19 protein-coding genes are annotated in these 15,229 nt (G+C 64.0%); 4 read left to right on the top strand and 15 right to left on the bottom strand.

What is annotated here, in order from left to right:
* Positions 1-22 precede the first annotated feature (22 nt).
* From AU175_RS22505 to AU175_RS20305, 11 genes are all read right to left on the bottom strand, one after another.
* On the bottom strand, positions 23-265 hold the full coding sequence (locus AU175_RS22505; RefSeq protein WP_082979309.1) for a hypothetical protein: 243 nt from the start codon (positions 263-265) through the stop codon (positions 23-25).
* 279 nt (positions 266-544) lie between these two features.
* Positions 545-874, bottom strand: coding sequence for a hypothetical protein (locus AU175_RS20350; RefSeq protein WP_082979308.1), 330 nt, complete (start codon positions 872-874; stop codon positions 545-547).
* Between the two features lie 104 nt (positions 875-978).
* Positions 979-1,236 (bottom strand): hypothetical protein, encoded by a 258-nt coding sequence (locus AU175_RS20345; protein ID WP_066293903.1) that lies wholly within the window; start codon positions 1,234-1,236, stop codon positions 979-981.
* A gap of 176 nt (positions 1,237-1,412) precedes the next feature.
* A complete protein-coding gene (locus AU175_RS20340) occupies positions 1,413-1,757 on the bottom strand; it encodes a hypothetical protein (protein ID WP_066293901.1) in 345 nt (114 codons plus the stop codon).
* 6 nt (positions 1,758-1,763) lie between these two features.
* Positions 1,764-2,537, bottom strand: coding sequence for an ANTAR domain-containing protein (locus AU175_RS20335; RefSeq protein WP_082979307.1), 774 nt, complete (start codon positions 2,535-2,537; stop codon positions 1,764-1,766).
* 181 nt (positions 2,538-2,718) lie between these two features.
* A complete protein-coding gene (locus AU175_RS20330; protein ID WP_066294570.1) occupies positions 2,719-3,120 on the bottom strand; it encodes a VOC family protein in 402 nt (133 codons plus the stop codon).
* A gap of 10 nt (positions 3,121-3,130) precedes the next feature.
* Entirely contained in the window at positions 3,131-3,616 is a 486-nt protein-coding gene (locus AU175_RS20325; RefSeq protein ID WP_066293898.1) for a helix-turn-helix transcriptional regulator, read from the bottom strand.
* A gap of 9 nt (positions 3,617-3,625) precedes the next feature.
* A complete protein-coding gene (locus AU175_RS20320; protein WP_066293896.1) occupies positions 3,626-4,360 on the bottom strand; it encodes a GAF and ANTAR domain-containing protein in 735 nt (244 codons plus the stop codon).
* Positions 4,361-4,412: 52 nt separating this feature from the next.
* Complete coding sequence (locus tag AU175_RS20315; protein WP_066294567.1) at positions 4,413-5,780, bottom strand: TrkH family potassium uptake protein; 1,368 nt, start codon at positions 5,778-5,780, stop codon at positions 4,413-4,415.
* A gap of 325 nt (positions 5,781-6,105) precedes the next feature.
* Positions 6,106-6,369, bottom strand: a complete 264-nt coding sequence (locus AU175_RS20310) for a GlsB/YeaQ/YmgE family stress response membrane protein (protein ID WP_066293894.1) — start codon at positions 6,367-6,369, stop codon at positions 6,106-6,108.
* A gap of 193 nt (positions 6,370-6,562) precedes the next feature.
* Positions 6,563-6,817: a hypothetical protein gene (locus tag AU175_RS20305; protein ID WP_082979306.1), complete on the bottom strand. Its 255-nt coding sequence runs from the start codon at positions 6,815-6,817 to the stop codon at positions 6,563-6,565.
* 161 nt (positions 6,818-6,978) lie between these two features.
* On the opposite strand from AU175_RS20305, the gene AU175_RS20300 reads away from it, so the two are divergent.
* Positions 6,979-7,740, top strand: a complete 762-nt coding sequence (locus tag AU175_RS20300; RefSeq protein ID WP_231938670.1) for a hypothetical protein — start codon at positions 6,979-6,981, stop codon at positions 7,738-7,740.
* A 60-nt stretch (positions 7,741-7,800) separates the two neighbouring features.
* On the opposite strand, the gene AU175_RS20295 is transcribed toward AU175_RS20300, so the two are convergent.
* Entirely contained in the window at positions 7,801-8,394 is a 594-nt protein-coding gene (locus AU175_RS20295; protein WP_066293891.1) for a hypothetical protein, read from the bottom strand.
* A gap of 13 nt (positions 8,395-8,407) precedes the next feature.
* A complete protein-coding gene (locus AU175_RS20290; RefSeq protein ID WP_066293889.1) occupies positions 8,408-9,556 on the bottom strand; it encodes a zinc-dependent alcohol dehydrogenase in 1,149 nt (382 codons plus the stop codon).
* A gap of 217 nt (positions 9,557-9,773) precedes the next feature.
* Here AU175_RS20290 and AU175_RS20285 point away from each other — a divergent pair, with 217 nt between their 5' ends.
* Both AU175_RS20285 and AU175_RS20280 read left to right on the top strand, forming a co-directional pair.
* Positions 9,774-10,280 carry a DUF2243 domain-containing protein gene (locus tag AU175_RS20285; protein ID WP_231938669.1) on the top strand — a complete coding sequence of 169 codons (507 nt, stop codon included), beginning with the start codon at positions 9,774-9,776 and terminating at the stop codon, positions 10,278-10,280.
* 132 nt (positions 10,281-10,412) lie between these two features.
* Positions 10,413-11,147 (top strand): GAF and ANTAR domain-containing protein, encoded by a 735-nt coding sequence (locus AU175_RS20280; RefSeq protein ID WP_066293877.1) that lies wholly within the window; start codon positions 10,413-10,415, stop codon positions 11,145-11,147.
* A gap of 26 nt (positions 11,148-11,173) precedes the next feature.
* Here AU175_RS20280 and AU175_RS20275 read toward each other — a convergent pair whose 3' ends face one another.
* The gene (locus tag AU175_RS20275) at positions 11,174-11,611 is read right to left on the bottom strand and encodes a VOC family protein (protein ID WP_066293871.1); all 438 of its coding nucleotides are present in this window, start codon (positions 11,609-11,611) and stop codon (positions 11,174-11,176) included.
* Positions 11,612-11,724: 113 nt separating this feature from the next.
* On the bottom strand, positions 11,725-13,269 hold the full coding sequence (locus tag AU175_RS20270; protein ID WP_066293869.1) for an HNH endonuclease signature motif containing protein: 1,545 nt from the start codon (positions 13,267-13,269) through the stop codon (positions 11,725-11,727).
* A 534-nt stretch (positions 13,270-13,803) separates the two neighbouring features.
* Here AU175_RS20270 and AU175_RS20265 point away from each other — a divergent pair.
* The gene (locus tag AU175_RS20265; RefSeq protein WP_066293865.1) at positions 13,804-14,568 is read left to right on the top strand and encodes a hypothetical protein; all 765 of its coding nucleotides are present in this window, start codon (positions 13,804-13,806) and stop codon (positions 14,566-14,568) included.
* Positions 14,569-15,229: the final 661 nt, after the last annotated feature.

Genomic DNA, 15,229 nt, shown 5'->3' with positions numbered 1-15,229 from the left:
AGGACAAAACTCCAGCGCATCTCTACCCTCCAACTTCACAGTCGTACGGGGACTCGCCACGCTGTAGGCAGCCGGCCCCGGTCACCTGCCACCCTGTTCCGGAAACTGACAGGAACAAGGTGTCATCCTCGAATACCACCATCGCGTTTCGGCCGTAGCTTTCGGTCCGCAGAACTGCGCCGTCGGCGGGAAGGTCCAGCAACGGTAATTCGTCTTCGCAGTTCGACTCGGCCGCAGCCTCCTCACGGGTGTGTGGGCTCAGCATGGAACACGCGGTAGAGGGATCCCCGCCAGCTACTGCCCGCCGGAAATCCTGGGCGGCCCCCGCCGCACCCGCACTGTCTGGAGAGCAGCCAGATAAAGAGTGCGCTGCCAAAAGAACGCCCATAAGCATGGGTACCAGGCCAACACGAAAGCCAGCGGCGCAGCCCCCGGTTTGAGGGCGTTTCATGCTTCCTCCTGACCGGGCCGTCACCGCGTGACATGCCCTTATGGAGGAAGTACCCAGAATTGGGTTTTTTCAGCGCTTCCGCAGGTCAGGGCCCTATTCGGGCAACTCTATCTGGAAGCCGCAGGTGCAGCGCAAGACCCGTGTCTCCAGGCTGATGCCAACGGCGTCCTTCGGGTCGCGGTCCGTGTAGGCGGCGGCACTGAACCCGCGGATCTCTGAACCGAGCGTAGGCATTGGCTGGCCGCAGTGGATGTAGTGGCCACCAAACACCAGGACATCTTCAGAGCAGGGGACCCTGTTGAGGACGGCGGCGACAGCCACGACGTCGGCCCGGTGGAAATAATGGAGATTGCACGCGGTGCAGGCGTACCCCACCTCCACATAGACGTTCGACGGCGGATTCACTGCCGTGATTGAGTGCACTTTCAGGCTCCTGTCTGTCGCGCATCCGGAGCAGAGCAGCGGAGAATCTTCAGCTCGCTCCCGGGGCGCGTGGTTGCCAGGGCCGTGTGGATCGATAGACACCTTCAGGCTGCGGCAGGGTAGCTGGACAGGATGTAATCCGCGGCCGCCGGGCCCACCATCCGCCGTCGGCTGTCATGAACATCGACGCCCAAGCGGTGCATGGCGGCCCTGAATGTCATGTCCGGCTTGGGTTCGAGTCGGTGAAGGATGCACCAACTGACGTACAGGCCGTACAGGCAATCTGCGGACAGCGGACAGTCGGTATCAAACTCAGCAACGGTGGCTTGGTCAAGGAACTGGTTGAAGTGCGAGGTAGCCATGATCGGCTCACTTTCGCTGGGTGCATTACAGCCGCCGTGTGACTACAGCGGTACCTTCAGACGGCGTTGCACGGGGCCGAAAGGGGGAGACATCACCTGGAACGTGATGTCTGCCACTAAGAATCTACGCACTGCAGCCCGACATGTCCAGCGAAGGGCAGCTCAGTGCCGGCCTGTCACCGTTTCTTCAGCCAGCTTCTGATCAATGACAGTTCGACGGCGGCGTCGAGGAGGTAGATCTTGCTGATTCGGCCCTTGCCCGCATAGACCAGGTCGATGGCAGCCAACGTGGCCGCCGTTCCAATTCCCAGGCGCCTCGCAACGGCCATACCCGCCGCGTTGCCGGGGGAGCGGAGCTGCTCCATGCCGATGGTGACCAGCAGGCCGGACACAGTTCGGACCAGCCATTTGTCCTTCTTGGGTCCGCTCACGGCCTCGAAGCTGCGCATATGGATCAGTGGCCAGAGGGCACTGATGACGTAGAAGCTGCCTTGAAGTCTTGATACGTCTTGAGAGTTCACGGGGTTTCAGTCCTCAAAGTGTGTTTCCGGAGCGCCGCCGTATCCTTCCAGGATGGCTTCTGCGATGAGTCGGAGCTTGATGTTCCGGTGGCTGGACGCCTTGGCCAGGATGGCGAAGGCGTCGTCGTAGGAACATCTGTTTTGTCCCATGATCACTCCGCAGGCAATGTCGATGGTGGTGCGGCTGGACAGTGCGGAGCGCAGCTGGTCCGTGAATTCAGACGCCCGCCGCAGCTGTGTTGCCAGGCGCAGGCTCCTCGATGCAAGATCCCGGAAGCCAATGGCCGGGGCCATGAGCTCGTCGGTAAAAACATTGGCTTCAGCGGCGAGGAAGGTCAGGGCGCCTGCGTAGCCATGCTCTACCCTCAGTGGAAGACTGACGGCACTGCCGTAGCCGGCCGCCTGCAGCCGCCGGCGGTACTCAGGCCACCGCGGGTCCCGGGATTCGGGTTTCAGGAGAATGGCCACGCTGCTGTCCAGCGATGCCGACGCCGGGCCGTGCGAATGCTCCTGGTCCCACTTTGTGAGCGACACGGCTTCCTCCAGCGTGCCGGCCGTGACCGGGTTCCGTTTCGGCGCCCGAAGGGTCACCACGCAGTCGATGTCGGCTCCTGCAGCACTGGTCAGTGCTGTTGCGCCGGCCTCGGCGAGCGTCTGGAGCGCGGCGGTCTCTGTTGGTGCCACGAGGTCAAAAAGCAGGTCGGGGCCGTCGCCGAGCCAGTCGGTCAGAACGGCGAGTTCCTCTGAACGGTACTCGGTGTGTGCTTGTCCATGGGTCACGTGATTGCCCCCGTCAGGTGAGAAGGGCCGTCGCTACTGCAGCCATTTTCGAGCCTACGGGCAGGCTGGCCGGAGCACACGAGTAGTTAGTACTCATATTTGATTTACTCCGGCACGCGCCAGAGGCGCGCGGCAATGACCCGGAGTGGGTCACTGCCGTACGCCTCCGGGTGCGGGCGTGTCAGCCCTGGTTGATGCGGATCATGTTGCCGGAGGGGTCGCGGAAGGCGCAGTCGCGCGGGCCCCAGGGCTGGTCGATGGGTTCCTGGAGGACCTCGGCGCCGGACGCGCGGAGGGTTTCAAACGTGGCGTCGAGATCGTCCGTGCTGAACACGAGCATGGGCATCACGCCCTTGGTGAGCAGCTCCTGGATGGCGTCGCCGTCGGCTTGCGAGCGGCCGGCGTGGGGAGGGGAGAGCACAATCTCAAGGTCGGGCTGGGCGGCACTGCCAAGGGTGACCCAGCGCTGGCCGTCCGAGCCGACGTCGTTCCTGACTTCCAGGCCAAGGCCGTCGCGGTAGAAGGCGAGGGACTCATCGAGATCGTTGACGGTAACGTGTGCGTACTTCAATGAAATGTTCATGTTTTCCACGCTATGGCAGCTGGGGCGCGGACGCTTCTTCAATCCTGCTCAGTGTGCCCCCGGGCTGTTCCCGAGCGGTTTCGCGTGCTGCTTTCGGGCCCTTGCGGTCCGGCCGCGTGTGCTGTTTGGCGATGCAGTTGGGCATGGCCTTTACGGCGTCGTGTTCCCGGGACCGGTACTCGCTGGGCGTCATGCCTACGACCTCGGTGAACCGCGAGCTGAAGGAACCCAGCGAGGTACAGCCCACTTCCATGCATGCATCCGTCACACTCGCCCCGGAACGAAGCAAAGCCATTGCGCGTTCGATCCGCCGTGTCATGAGGTAGTTGTAGGGCGTCTCGCCGTAGGCCGCCTTGAACTGGCGGGAGAAGTGCGCGGCGGACATGAGGGCACCGGCAGCCATGGTGGGCACGTCGAGCGGCCGGGCGTAATCGCGGTCGATCCGGTCACGGGCCCGGCGCAGGTGGGCCAGGTTGGCCAGTTCCTGCGGTGTCATGCCGCCAGTTTACGCATCGAAGTGTGTGCTGGGCGCGCCGCCGGAGATCTTGACCACCATTTCCTCGGCGACGTCGCGGAGCTTCTGGTTCCGGTGGCTGGAAACGTTGGTCAGGATGGCCATGGCTTCCTCCTGGGTGCAGCGGTTCTGGCCCATGATGATCCCGCACGCCAGATTGATGGCAGTCCGTTTTTGCATGGCCGCGCTCAGGTCGTCCGCCGTGCCTTGGGCGGTGCCCACCTTCACGGCCAGGCGGACTGCGCTCCCGGCAAGTTCTGCAAAGCTGTCGGCTTCCTTGATGATGGCGTCGGAGAACACATTGGTGGAGGAAGCGAAGAAGTTCAGTGCCGCGGCGGAGTCATCGCCCAGCTGCAGCGGGATTCCCAGGCCGCTGAGGATCCCCTCGTCGTACAGCCGCTTCTGGTATTCGGGCCAGCGCGCATCCGTGCGGACATCGCTGAGCAGGGTAATTACACCCGTTCTGAGGGCCGTGATGCAGGGTCCCTCACCCACCTGCTGCTCGATCTTGTCCAGATGGATGGCCCTGGGGCTGCTGCCGCCCACGGTGGCGGTCCGCTTGGTGCGCTTCAGGGTTACCCCGCACTCCACTGTTTCATTCGCGCTCCGGCTGATGAAGTCCGCGGCGATGACAGCGAGGCCTCCCAGGAACTCGGCGACGGAGTCCGTGCCCACAATCAGGTCCTGGAGGTCGAGGATGAGGTCACGCTCCGGGGTACTGGACATCTCCACAACCTATTCCCATCGGGGGGCGCCCGCAACTGGAGATGGCGGGGAGCTAACCGAGGATAGGCCGTTCTTCCGGAAGGCGGTACAGCCGCGGACGGGAAGAGAGAGCCAGCGCGGACGCCACCGTCACGGTGCCGATCCTGCCCATGAACATCAGCGCAATGAGCACCAATTCGGCCGACGGCGGGAGGCCGGGGGTGATGCCGGTGCTCAGCCCCACCGTGGCGAACGCCGAGATGGATTCGAACACCACCCTCTCAAGGCTGTAGTCCGTCAAGATCAGCAGCAAGAGGGTGCCGCCCACCACCGCGGCCACACCCAGCAGCGCCACGGACAGGGCCTGTCGCTGGGACGAGGCGCTGATGGAGCGGTGGGCGATGGTCACCTCGTCCCGGCCGCGGACCTCGTTCCAGATGGAGAACGCGAGCACCAGGAACGTGGTGATTTTGATGCCGCCCGCTGTGCCGGCGCTGCCGCCGCCGATGAACATCAGGATGTTGGTGACCATCAGGGTCTCCGGTGAAGCCGCGCCGTAGTCGATGCTGTTGAACCCGGCCGTCCGGGGGAACACGCCGCCCGCCAGTGAGCCCAGGAGTTTGCCGGTGAAGGACATCCCGCCCAGGGTCTCGTTCCGGTTCCATTCAAACGCCGCGAAGAGCGCGGTGCCAAGGACCAGGAGCAGCAGCGTGCCGTAGACGGTCAGGCGCAGGTGGACGCTCCATTGCTTGATCTTCAGGTCTCCCCGAAGCAGCTGGATGATCACTGGGAAGCCAAGCCCTCCTCCGATGACCGCCAGGCAGATGGGGACGATGATCCAGGGGTCCCCGGCGAAACCGATGAGGCTGTCGCTGTACAGGGCAAAGCCCGCGTTGTTGAAGGCCGACACCGCGTGGAAGGCGCCGTGCCAGAGTGCGGTGGCGGGGTTCTGGTCGTAGGCGAGCCAGAAACGCCCGGTCAGGAGCACGGCCGTAATGGCTTCAAAACCGAGCATCAGCTTCGCCACCCGCACCAGCACGCTCCGGACGTCGCCCAGGTTCAGGGTGTGCGTCTCGGTCTGGGCCACCAGTTGGCCGCGCAGGCCTATGCTCTTGCGGAGCAGCAGCGCCAGGAGCGTGGCCAGGGTCATGATGCCGAAGCCGCCCACCTGGATCAGCCCCATGATCACGGCCTGCCCGAACAGCGTCCAGTGCGTTGCCGTGTCCACCGTGACCAGCCCGGTGACGCACACGGCCGAGACGGACGTGAACAATGCGTTCATAAAGACTTCCGGGTCCTCAGCGGTCCGGGCCAGCGGCAGCATCAGCAGAGCGGTGCCCACCGCTATGACGGCCAGGAAAGCCAGCGGGACCGACCGCACGGGGTGAAGAAGGGCCCGGCGGACGGCGTTGTCGTTCCCCGGTTCGGGGTGCCGTGGCAGCTGGGGTGGCTTGCCGTTGCCGAAGCCCAACGGCCGGGAACGTGGCAGGCGGCTGGTTGCGGTCAACGGGGTACTTTCTGTACCGCCGGCAGGCGGGGAACGGGCTGGATGACCCCCGGAGCGTAGCACCGGGTCAGGGGCCTCCGGCCGGGATCCCGCGGGATCTTAACGCGTTCTTAACGCCTGCCAGCGGCAGCCCCGGACCACGGAAAAGGACCGGCCCTGGCAGGGCCGGTCCTTGATATTCCGGCGGGGGCAACGCCGCTGTGAGGCACGACGGCGGCACCGCCGTCGTGCGCGTTTGTTCAGTCAGCCAGCCCGGGAGTCAGCGCACGGACTTGCGGCGGCGGCCGGAGATTCCTTCCGCCACGCCCACCAGCAGTACCGATGCGATCACGGCCACGATGAAGCCGAAGAAGTTGAGCTCGAAGATGTCGCCGGTGCCCAGCAGCGACGCAATCACGCCGCCGATCACGGAGCCGGCGAGGCCCAGCAGGAGGGTGGCCAGCAGGGAGAGGTCCTGTTTGCCCGGCTTGATCAGGCGGGCAAGGGCGCCGATAACCAGTCCGGCAACGATAAATCCGATCACGGTGGGGCTCCTTTTTATGGACAACGGGCGGCCGGTGCAGCCAGGCCCGCCGCGGACGGGCCGCGGTGCCACTATTCTATGCACGCCCGCTTACGATGCCGGCTCCCCGAGACCCTGCCGCCGCGTCTGTATCCCTCCCCGGCCGCCGACTAAGCCGCCCCGAAGCACTCGTCTAAACGGCCCCATCCCTACTTCACGCGGACAACGGCTTCTCGCCGTGGGTTCCGTTCGGGTTGCGCTCCACCTTGATGATCTCCAGCACCTCCGGATCCAGCAGCCGCCGCGTGCCGGTCCTCGCGTCCAGGATCCAGAATAGATCCAGTTTAGGTACGACGTCGGTCACCCGGCCCCGGTGGAAAAGCTTGCCGTTGTGCCACGCCTCGATGTGGTCGCCGGCCTGCAGCCGGTCAGTGCTGAGCCGTTCAGGCTTGATCCCCTGAGTTCCCATGTGAGCCGCCTCCAACTCGTTGTATCCCCGTAGGGCCAAGCTTGCCGTGGCGAGGTTGCTGGCGTGTTTCAGCGGGGTGATTTTCCTGTGTCGGTACCCGGCTGCTCGCGACGCGCGGGCTCAGCATCAGCGCCGCCGCTGAAACCTTTGAAAGCCCCACCGTGTTTGCCCGGCATTCCGCGGCCAGCGTCTGGGGCATTCCCACCATTGGCGTGCGCCATGCTGTCCACGCGCTGACCATGAAGAACGACGGCGGCCGGTCCTGTGTCGGCGTTGTCCGCCACTTTGCAGATCCCGCGGGGTTGACTGTTGTACGGCGGGAGGGCCTGCTCGTTACGGACCGTATCCGTACAGTCCTTGATCTTGCCGCCTTCACGCCGTTCGCGGAGGCCGCAGCGCCGCTGGACCATGTATTGAAACCGGACCGGACCCTGCGACTGCCTGCCGTGGCCAAGGAGGAGCTCCTTGCGGGCATCGAATCGCTCTACAGTTGGGCGGCGCAAAGGCGGATCAGCGCCGCCGTTGACTTCGCGGATCCCCTGTCCGGTTCGGCGGGGGAGTCCTACAGCCGCTCGCTGATGCGGATCGCCGGTTTCGAAGCGCCGATCCTGCAGCAAGCCATCCACGACAGGGACGGTCTGGCGGGCTACGCCGACTTCTACTGGAAGCTGGCCAGGGTGGTTGGCGAATTCGATGGCGCCGAGAAATACGTCAAGCCGGAGTTCCTCAAGGGCAAGACGGCATCGCAGGCGGTACTGGAGGAAAGGAAGCGCGAGAACCGGATCCGGGCCGCTGGGTTCAACGTGGTGAGGTGGGACTGGGCGGATCTGGAGCCCGGGAGGCTGGAACGAATGCTGGCAGCGGCGGGCGTGCCCCGCCGTCGTGCGCGTTCTGCTGTTCTCGACGCGCAAAAGAACCTTTGACGCGCAAGTTACCTGACGCGCGTGGAATACCGCCCGCGTCAGGTAATTTGCGCGTCGAATTCATCCGCGACCCCGGGCACGACGCCGCAGCCCCCGTACGGCGGCCACGGCACCAAGGCCGGCGAGCACCCAGGGGCCGCCCACCAGGAGGGGATCGATCCACTGGTGGCTGACGTCGGCCCGCTTCTGGCCGAACCGGGAGCGCAGGCCGTTGCCGGAAAACTCGCTCATCACCCCGGTTTCCGTCACGGGGTTGTCCGGCCGCAGGGTGGCCAGCGAGCGCAGGTGGTGCTCCCACGCGTCCACCCGGTCAGCGGCGATCAGCAACAGCCAGTGCGCGGCCCGCGCCTCACTGTACTTCCGGTAGGCGTACTTCCGGATGGCCCCCGAGGTTCCCTTGAGCGGGGTGGACGTGCCGAAGACGGGGGTCAGGAACGCGTGCTCAATGGACCGCTCCCGGATCCACTCCTCGGGCTGGCGCTCGGGGAAGTCCCAGCGCGCGCCCGTGGGAATTCCCGGCCGCTCCTGCGGGAAGGAGGGGCGGTCCTTCGGGTCCAGGTCCACGCCCCATCCGGGGATGCGGGCCATCAGGGCAGCCGCGGATTCCGGAGGAAGGGGCTTGCCGGCGACGTAGGGTGTTGGGGTCTCAGACATGATGATCTTCCCTTCAGGCCGTGGTGGAAACGATCAGTGGCTTGATGCAGTCATCAAGCTTCGCGGAGAAGATGTGGTATCCCTCGGCGATGTGCTCCAGCGGGATGCGGTGGGTGACGACGTCGCTGGGTTTCAGGTACCCGTTCCGGATGTGCTCGAGCAACCGCGGCCATTGCCGTTTGACCGGGCACTGGTTCATCCGCAGCGTCAGGCCCTTGTTCACGGCGTCGCCGAACTTCACGGCGCTGAAGATCGGCCCGTACGCGCCCACCACGGAGACGGTTCCGCCTTTGCGCACCGAATCAATCGCCCAGTTCAGCGCCACCGGCGAGCCGCCCTGCAGCTTCAGTTTGGCCGCGGTCACGTGCTGGAGGAAGTTTCCGTCCGCCTCGGCCCCCACCGCGTCAATCACGACGTCGGCGCCCAGGTAGTCGGTGGCCTTCTTCAGGTGCACCACAATGTCGTCGTACTCAACAAAGTTGTACGTCTCGGCATGCGCAAAGCTCCTGGCCTTCTCGAGGCGGTATTCCAGGTGGTCAATCACGATCACGCGCCCGGCGCCCATCAGCCAGGCGGACTTGGCGGCGAACAGGCCCACCGGTCCGGCGCCGAACACCACCACCGTGTCACCCTCAACGATGTCGCCAAGCTGGGCACCGAAATAGCCGGTGGGGAGCGCATCGGTGAGCAGGACGGCGTCCTCTTCATCCAACCAGTCCGGAATCCTGGCGGGCCCCACGTCGGCGAACGGGACGCGCACAAACTCAGCCTGGCCGCCGTCGTAACCCCCGCACGTGTGGGAGTAGCCGTAGATCGCGCCCACCGCCGTCGCGTTCGGGTTGACGTTGTGGCAGTTGGAGAAGAGGCCGCGGGAGCAGAAGTAGCAGGAGCCGCAGTACACGTTGAAGGGGACCATCACCCGGTCTCCGGGGATAAGGTCCTGCACGGAGGGGCCCACCTGGTGCACTACTCCGACGAACTCGTGCCCGAACGTCGTGCCCACCCGCGTGTCCGGCATCATGCCGTGGTAAAGGTGCAGGTCAGAGCCGCAGATTGCTCCGGTGGTGACGCGCACAATGGCGTCGTTGGGGTGCTCGATCTTGGGAATGTCTTTTTCTTCGACCCGGATTTTGTACGGGCCGCGGTAAACCATTGCTCGCATGAGTGCCGCCTTGGTTGTTGGCTGCGGTGCGGTTCCGTCACGTGGAGGAACCACCCCGCTGCTTGAGGCGCACCGCGTGCCCTACGCTCCCACCTCGGGCAGGGAAGGTCAAGGGCTCAAACGCAGTGGCCTTTCCGTCCGGCCGAGGTGGTTAGGGCGCACGACGGCGGGTAGGGACTAGGTGAGAGGTGCACCGGAAGAAGGGGGGAAGGGAATAGTGTCACGGGAACCCCGTGGGTCACCGGCCGAGGCTGCCGTCAACCGACCCGCCAGGGCGCCCGCCTTCCTGTTCGGCATGGGGGTGGGCGGCTTTGTGGACGGCATCGTCCTGCACCAGCTGCTGCAGTGGCACCACATGCTCAGCCACACGGAAAGCGGCAACACCAAGACAGTGGCCGGCCTGGAGCTGAATACCCTTGCGGATGGCCTGTTCCACAGCGCCATGTGGGTCCTGGTGGTGGCTGCGGCCGCCCTCACCGTCCGGGCGCGCCAGCAGGGGCGGCTGTCCCCGCACTGGGGTTTCCACAGTGGCCTGGCCCTCAGTGGCTGGGGCGTCTTCAACATTATCGAGGGCCTGGTCAACCACCAGCTGCTGGGAATCCATCACGTGCGGGACGATCTCGGCGGCCCGCTTGCGTGGGATTTGGGGTTCCTGGTGCTCAGTCTGATGCTCGTCGGTGCCGGGTGGATGCTGTACCGGCGAGGCAGGCAGCCTGCTCCGTGAGGCGGTTTCCAACTGGCCGAAAAGCGGGCCTCTGCCCTCTTTGAACAGGGCAGACACGTGGCCTTTGGCAGGCACAAAGCCGGCCTTTGGCACCAGTTGAGAACTGCCTGCTGCTGCCTTAGATTGACAATCATGGACACGCCGGAAGAGCAGGATGACTTCGAGCGGCTGCATGATCTGGTGGCCGGGATGGATGACATCAAGGGTCTCCTGGACGGCATGACAGAGCTCGCGGCAACTGCGCTGAGCAAGGCAGCCGGGGCCAGGATTGAATGCGCGGTAGCTCTTCACCGGCGCAAGCGCCCCGCTACGATCGCCGGAAGCAGTTATCAGGCAACCCTGCTGGACGGCATTGAGCAACGCCTTGGCGACGGCCCTTGCCTCCAGGCGCTGACCACCGGTACGCCGGTGCTGCTGGGCGACGCGTCGAAGGATGCCCGGTGGCCCATGTTCCGGCGCGAGCTGGCGGACAAGGGCTTCTGCAGTGTCCTGGGTGTGCCGATGGATTTAGGCGGCGGAGCCTCGGCAGCCCTGAATTTCTTTGCTTCCGGCGCCGGGGTCTTCACGGAGGAGACTACCAAGGAAGCCGAACGGTTCGCGGACCTCGCCGGCAATGCGCTGCGCCTGGGTTTGCGGATCGCGGCCGCTGAACTGCGGGCCGACGACCTTTCCGCCGCGCTGGACCACAGGACTGCCATCGACATGGCCCGCGGCATCATCATGGCCCAGAACCGCTGTACCGGAGAGGAAGCGTTCGACATTCTGCGCCGGGTCTCCAGTACAAGGAACCAGAAACTGCACGACGTCGCCGCTGAAGTTGTCGCCGGGATTGCGGGAGCCCCTGAAAAAACCTACTTCGAGCCCTGACCCCTTTTCCGTGGCCGATCCGGGTGTCAGTCTTCCTTCAGTTTCTCGGCGAGCATCACGAGGATCCCGCTGGGACCGCGGAGGTACGTGAGTTTGTAGACGTCTTCGTAGGTGGCCACGCCGCGTAAAGGATGGCATCCGTGCTTTGCGGCTATCTCGAGGGCTTGGTCTATGTCGTCGACCGAGAAGGCGACGCGGTGCATGCCGATGTCGTTGGGGCGGTCTGGATTCGTCTCGATTGCTTCGGGATGGATGTATTCGAAGAGCTCAAGCCGACCTTGGCCGTCCGGGGTCTGGAGCATGGCGATCTTGGCGTGGTTGCCGTCCAGTCCGACGGCAGTCTCAGTCCACTCGCCGCTGACCGTGTCACGGCCGACGACCGTGAGCCCGAGGTCGGTGAAAAAGGCGATTGTTGCTTCGAGGTCACGAACCGCGATTCCGACGTTCTCAAGTTTGATGGCCATGCGTTGAAGCTACCAAGGCGGGCCGATGAGCTCCAGTGGCGGGCCGGGACTCGAACCTGTTGCGACGACGGTTGCAGAGCGCCCGGTCCCTTATTGGTTAGTGAGCGCAGGGATCAGGCACCATGCAGCATCCTCTCCAAGCCCTCCTCTCCCAGGGACAGCCCGACGCGGACAAAATCCGGCGGCACGCGGCAATGGCCATTGGGCTCCGGGGGCGGACGCCCACCTGATGTCACCTCCGGAGTCACCTCCGGGGTCAGGCCCGGTTTCAGGTGCGGTTCCAGGTGCGGTTCCAGTTCCCTGGGCCAGTGTGGTGGTTCCCAGTCCTGGTGTTCGCTCTTGTAATGCCTGCCGCTTGGCGATATCCAGCCGGGTGGTTCGTTCTTGGTGGCCGGAGTGGGTCTCCAGGTGCTGGTGTGCCTGAGGCGGTGGTGCGCCGGACATGGCTGTCCCAAATTCGAAACGCCGGTGGTTCCGCCCTTATGCCAGGCGAGGATATGGTCTGCTTCGTTGTCCAGGGACTGGTTGCTGCAGCCCGGGAAAGGGCACTTGCCGTCACGCATGCGCAGCCATGTCCGCATTGCTTTGGTCAGACGGTAGTTGGCGCGGCCGATCTCCAGCGCCGCCCCGTCCCGCGGGTCAACCAGGAGACGGTAGAACGAGTCCGCTCCGTTGGCCACAACGTCCCTGGCCATCGATGCGGGGATGGGGCCGTAACCGTCGAGCATGGCCGGTTCATCGGTGGCGCCGAGCAGGGAAAACACTGGCACAGTCACCAGGACCTCAGCCCGTGGGGTGGGGACTTTTCCCGGATTCCCCGCGTCGCCGTCGTCGTTAATACTGCGGCCGGTGCCGCCGCCGAGGAGTGCGGTGGCGTAGGCGTCAGCCCGCAGTTGGGACAGGTTGCGGGTTTCCTCAGGGCCCTGCAGACGCCGGGCGACGGCGGTGGTGCGGTTCCAGATCGCGCTGGCGGTGGCGGCGGGCAGGTAAGCGGCGAGCCAGGCCATGCCGTCCTTGTCCGGCGTGTATTCGACCCTCCGGTCCAGGACGCCCTTGGCGTGGCGCTTTTCGATGCTTTCCGTGTGGTGGCGTTCGCGCCAGATGCGGGCCTTGTGACGGAACCGGGACGCCGGCATTTCCCCTGCGGGGCAGCCACGGGCAGGGTTCGAGGCCTCCGGGTCCAGGAAGTGCGCTTCCAACGCAGCCGCCCCGGCCGGATCCAGGCAGGCCGTCTCATCCACCATGACCCGGGCGTGCTGCCAGGAGATGGTGCCGGCCTGCAGGGCGGAGAGGGTCAGCGGCAAGTTAGTGGTGAGTTCGTGGGCCTGGTACAGCAGCGCGCCCGCAGCGCGCGGGCCGATAGCCAGGACGCATGCGATCTCCGCTTTGACCGCCATCTCCTGCGGCTGCTGCGGCGCGTCAGGAGGGGCGAGCGATGCCTCCGTGTCCGCGAACTTCACGGCAGCCTTGGCTTTCAGCGCGGCCATCCGTGCCTCTGCCCCGGCAGTCCCGGCGAGGATGGTGAGGCAAGTATCCGCCGCGCCGCCCAACGGATCGGCCCCAGCCGACGAACAGTGGGCCTCATCCACTTCAGCTGCAAGCACAGCCAAGGCGGCATTGATGGTCTCAAATGCCTCCGCCGCTGCTGCGCTTCCCATGTATCAATCATCGTGAGAGGGTCTGACATTTTCCGCGCAGAGACCGGTCCAAGCAGATCCGGAGCACTGGATGACAGTTGGCGGCCGTGTGCGACGGCGGGACTGCCGTTAAGTGCCAACTCGGGAGTTAGTGCCAGGTCGGCGGCCTGGGCTGGGATCCAGTGTCAACGAGCGGTAACGCCGTAGTAACGACCAGCGTGAGCAAATATCCAAAGAGCCCGTCGCATTCCCTGTGAACAACGCCAGTCTTACAATTAGAACATGATGAAAGGTCGCGCGTTGCAAAAAGGAATGACTATAGGATTCAGGTGAAGGCCAGTGAATTCGCGCAACATCGCGGGACGTCGGCAAAGCCGAGAAATTAGTCGCGGATTCCGGACTTCTGCAGCAGGACGACCCTCTTCATTGTCGCGAAGACGTGAGATAAAAACTGCAAGCGGTGCCGATCTCAGTCAGTCGGTTTTACAGTGGTTCGCCATTATCGCACCCCTTACCACCGTTGCCACCGCTTTGGCGTTTTGGTTCGGATGGACTATGACTTCTACCCGTACGGCATATTTTGGTATTGACCAAAGTATCCTCGAGTATTCGACCGTAGATTATCTTCTGCGTAGCGCTGATGCGCTGATTGTTCCAGCGATAATCATTTTGCTAATCACGGTTGCATGTGTAGGAGTTCATGCGGTAACTGCCTTTATTATCCGGCGGGAGGTTGGGCTTGGGTATGTCCAGGTCGGTGCCGTACTTGTGCTTCTGGTCGGGGCATTCGTCACCTCACTGGGAGTCTGGACTATGTTCGCGAATCTTCCATTTGCGACTCCTTTCCTCTTCGAACCTTCAGCGCTCGGCGGTGGAGTCGCCGTCAGTGCCTACGCTTTCTGGGTGCTTCGACGGACGGCCTTAGGTGATCAAAGACTGAGGCGCTTGCCCATGTGGGAGAAGCTTGGCTACGTGTCCGTGGTTCTCCTTGTCGTTGTGGCCCTATTCTGGGCCTGCTCGTCCTACGCCGGGGCTCTTGGCACCGGCAGATCCAGGGATTACGCGCAGGATCTGAATAGGCGTCCATCCGTAACCGTATACAGCGTTCATTCGCTCGCCCTAGGAAGATCCGTTACGGAGGAGAGAATTTCGGCCCTCGATTCGAAGTACGGCTTCAAGTACACGGGGCTCAAATTTGTGACGCTGAGCTCCGGCAAGTACTTCCTGCTTCCCGCGGACTGGTCGCGGAGTGCTGGTGTCGCAATCGTTCTGGATGAGAGCGCCGAATACAGGGTTGAGTTCGAGCCAGGCAGGGGATAAACAGTGCAACAGAAAGTGATATCCATAGGGATCAGTTGCCTCGTCGCTATTGCCGCGCTCTGCGCATGCGGTGGGGAGTCCCCAACAGATAGCGGCAGTCTCGGTAACGCCGAGCCGGTGGCAGTTGATAACCGAGTAAAGATCGGCGGGAATAACTGGATATTCGAACCCGGAGAAAGCGAAGAAATTGTCAAGGTCGGCGCGATTGAATCTTTCGAAGTGGTCAATGAGACAGATGAAGACATTGCCCCCGAGGTTGGATTCGGCAACGTCTTATTCAGGGAAATACACAATGGGTGCTCGAATATTGTTCTCAAACCTGGTGAATCTTGCGTAGTCCGCGGTGAGTGGGTGCGAGGAGGCGCCCGGAAAGCCACTTTGGACGTAGCGGTTACCAGGCAGAATGTGCCGAATGCTGCCAAGGAAGGAATTTCAGTCCCGCTTGGGGCAGGCTCCGCTTCTGACGTACCCGCCGGGAGAACCATTTCGCCCACATCGGCTTCTGCCTCCACAGCCTCACCATCGCCGTCGGAAACTTCAACGACGGCCACGCCCACGCCCACGCCCACGAGTTCAACGACGGGGACGTCCACGGGTTCGAGTTCGCCTACTCAGACGCCGACTGTAGCTCCAACTCTGGGCGGCTCATCGCGGCGCTGAC

This window comes from Arthrobacter sp. B6 (assembly GCF_001663775.1).
Lineage (GTDB): Bacteria > Actinomycetota > Actinomycetes > Actinomycetales > Micrococcaceae > Arthrobacter.
The sequence above is the reverse complement of the archived record's forward strand: the minus strand, read 5'-3'. Positions and strand labels throughout refer to the sequence as shown.

Excerpts from the sequence above, each read along its gene's own strand:
- AU175_RS20330 (WP_066294570.1), bottom strand. The coding sequence starts at position 3,120 with ATGAACATTTCATTGAAGTACGCACACGTTACCGTCAACGATCTCGAT.
- AU175_RS20320 (WP_066293896.1), bottom strand. The coding sequence starts at position 4,360 with ATGTCCAGTACCCCGGAGCGTGACCTCATCCTCGACCTCCAGGACCTG.
- AU175_RS20345 (WP_066293903.1), bottom strand. The coding sequence starts at position 1,236 with ATGGCTACCTCGCACTTCAACCAGTTCCTTGACCAAGCCACCGTTGCT.
- AU175_RS20265 (WP_066293865.1), top strand. The coding sequence starts at position 13,804 with ATGACTTCTACCCGTACGGCATATTTTGGTATTGACCAAAGTATCCTC.
- AU175_RS20270 (WP_066293869.1), bottom strand. The coding sequence starts at position 13,269 with ATGGGAAGCGCAGCAGCGGCGGAGGCATTTGAGACCATCAATGCCGCC.
- AU175_RS20325 (WP_066293898.1), bottom strand. The coding sequence starts at position 3,616 with ATGACACCGCAGGAACTGGCCAACCTGGCCCACCTGCGCCGGGCCCGT.
- AU175_RS20275 (WP_066293871.1), bottom strand. The coding sequence starts at position 11,611 with ATGGCCATCAAACTTGAGAACGTCGGAATCGCGGTTCGTGACCTCGAA.
- AU175_RS20305 (WP_082979306.1), bottom strand. The coding sequence starts at position 6,817 with ATGGGAACTCAGGGGATCAAGCCTGAACGGCTCAGCACTGACCGGCTG.
- AU175_RS20290 (WP_066293889.1), bottom strand. The coding sequence starts at position 9,556 with ATGCGAGCAATGGTTTACCGCGGCCCGTACAAAATCCGGGTCGAAGAA.
- AU175_RS22505 (WP_082979309.1), bottom strand. The coding sequence starts at position 265 with ATGCTGAGCCCACACACCCGTGAGGAGGCTGCGGCCGAGTCGAACTGC.
- AU175_RS20295 (WP_066293891.1), bottom strand. The coding sequence starts at position 8,394 with ATGTCTGAGACCCCAACACCCTACGTCGCCGGCAAGCCCCTTCCTCCG.
- AU175_RS20280 (WP_066293877.1), top strand. The coding sequence starts at position 10,413 with ATGGACACGCCGGAAGAGCAGGATGACTTCGAGCGGCTGCATGATCTG.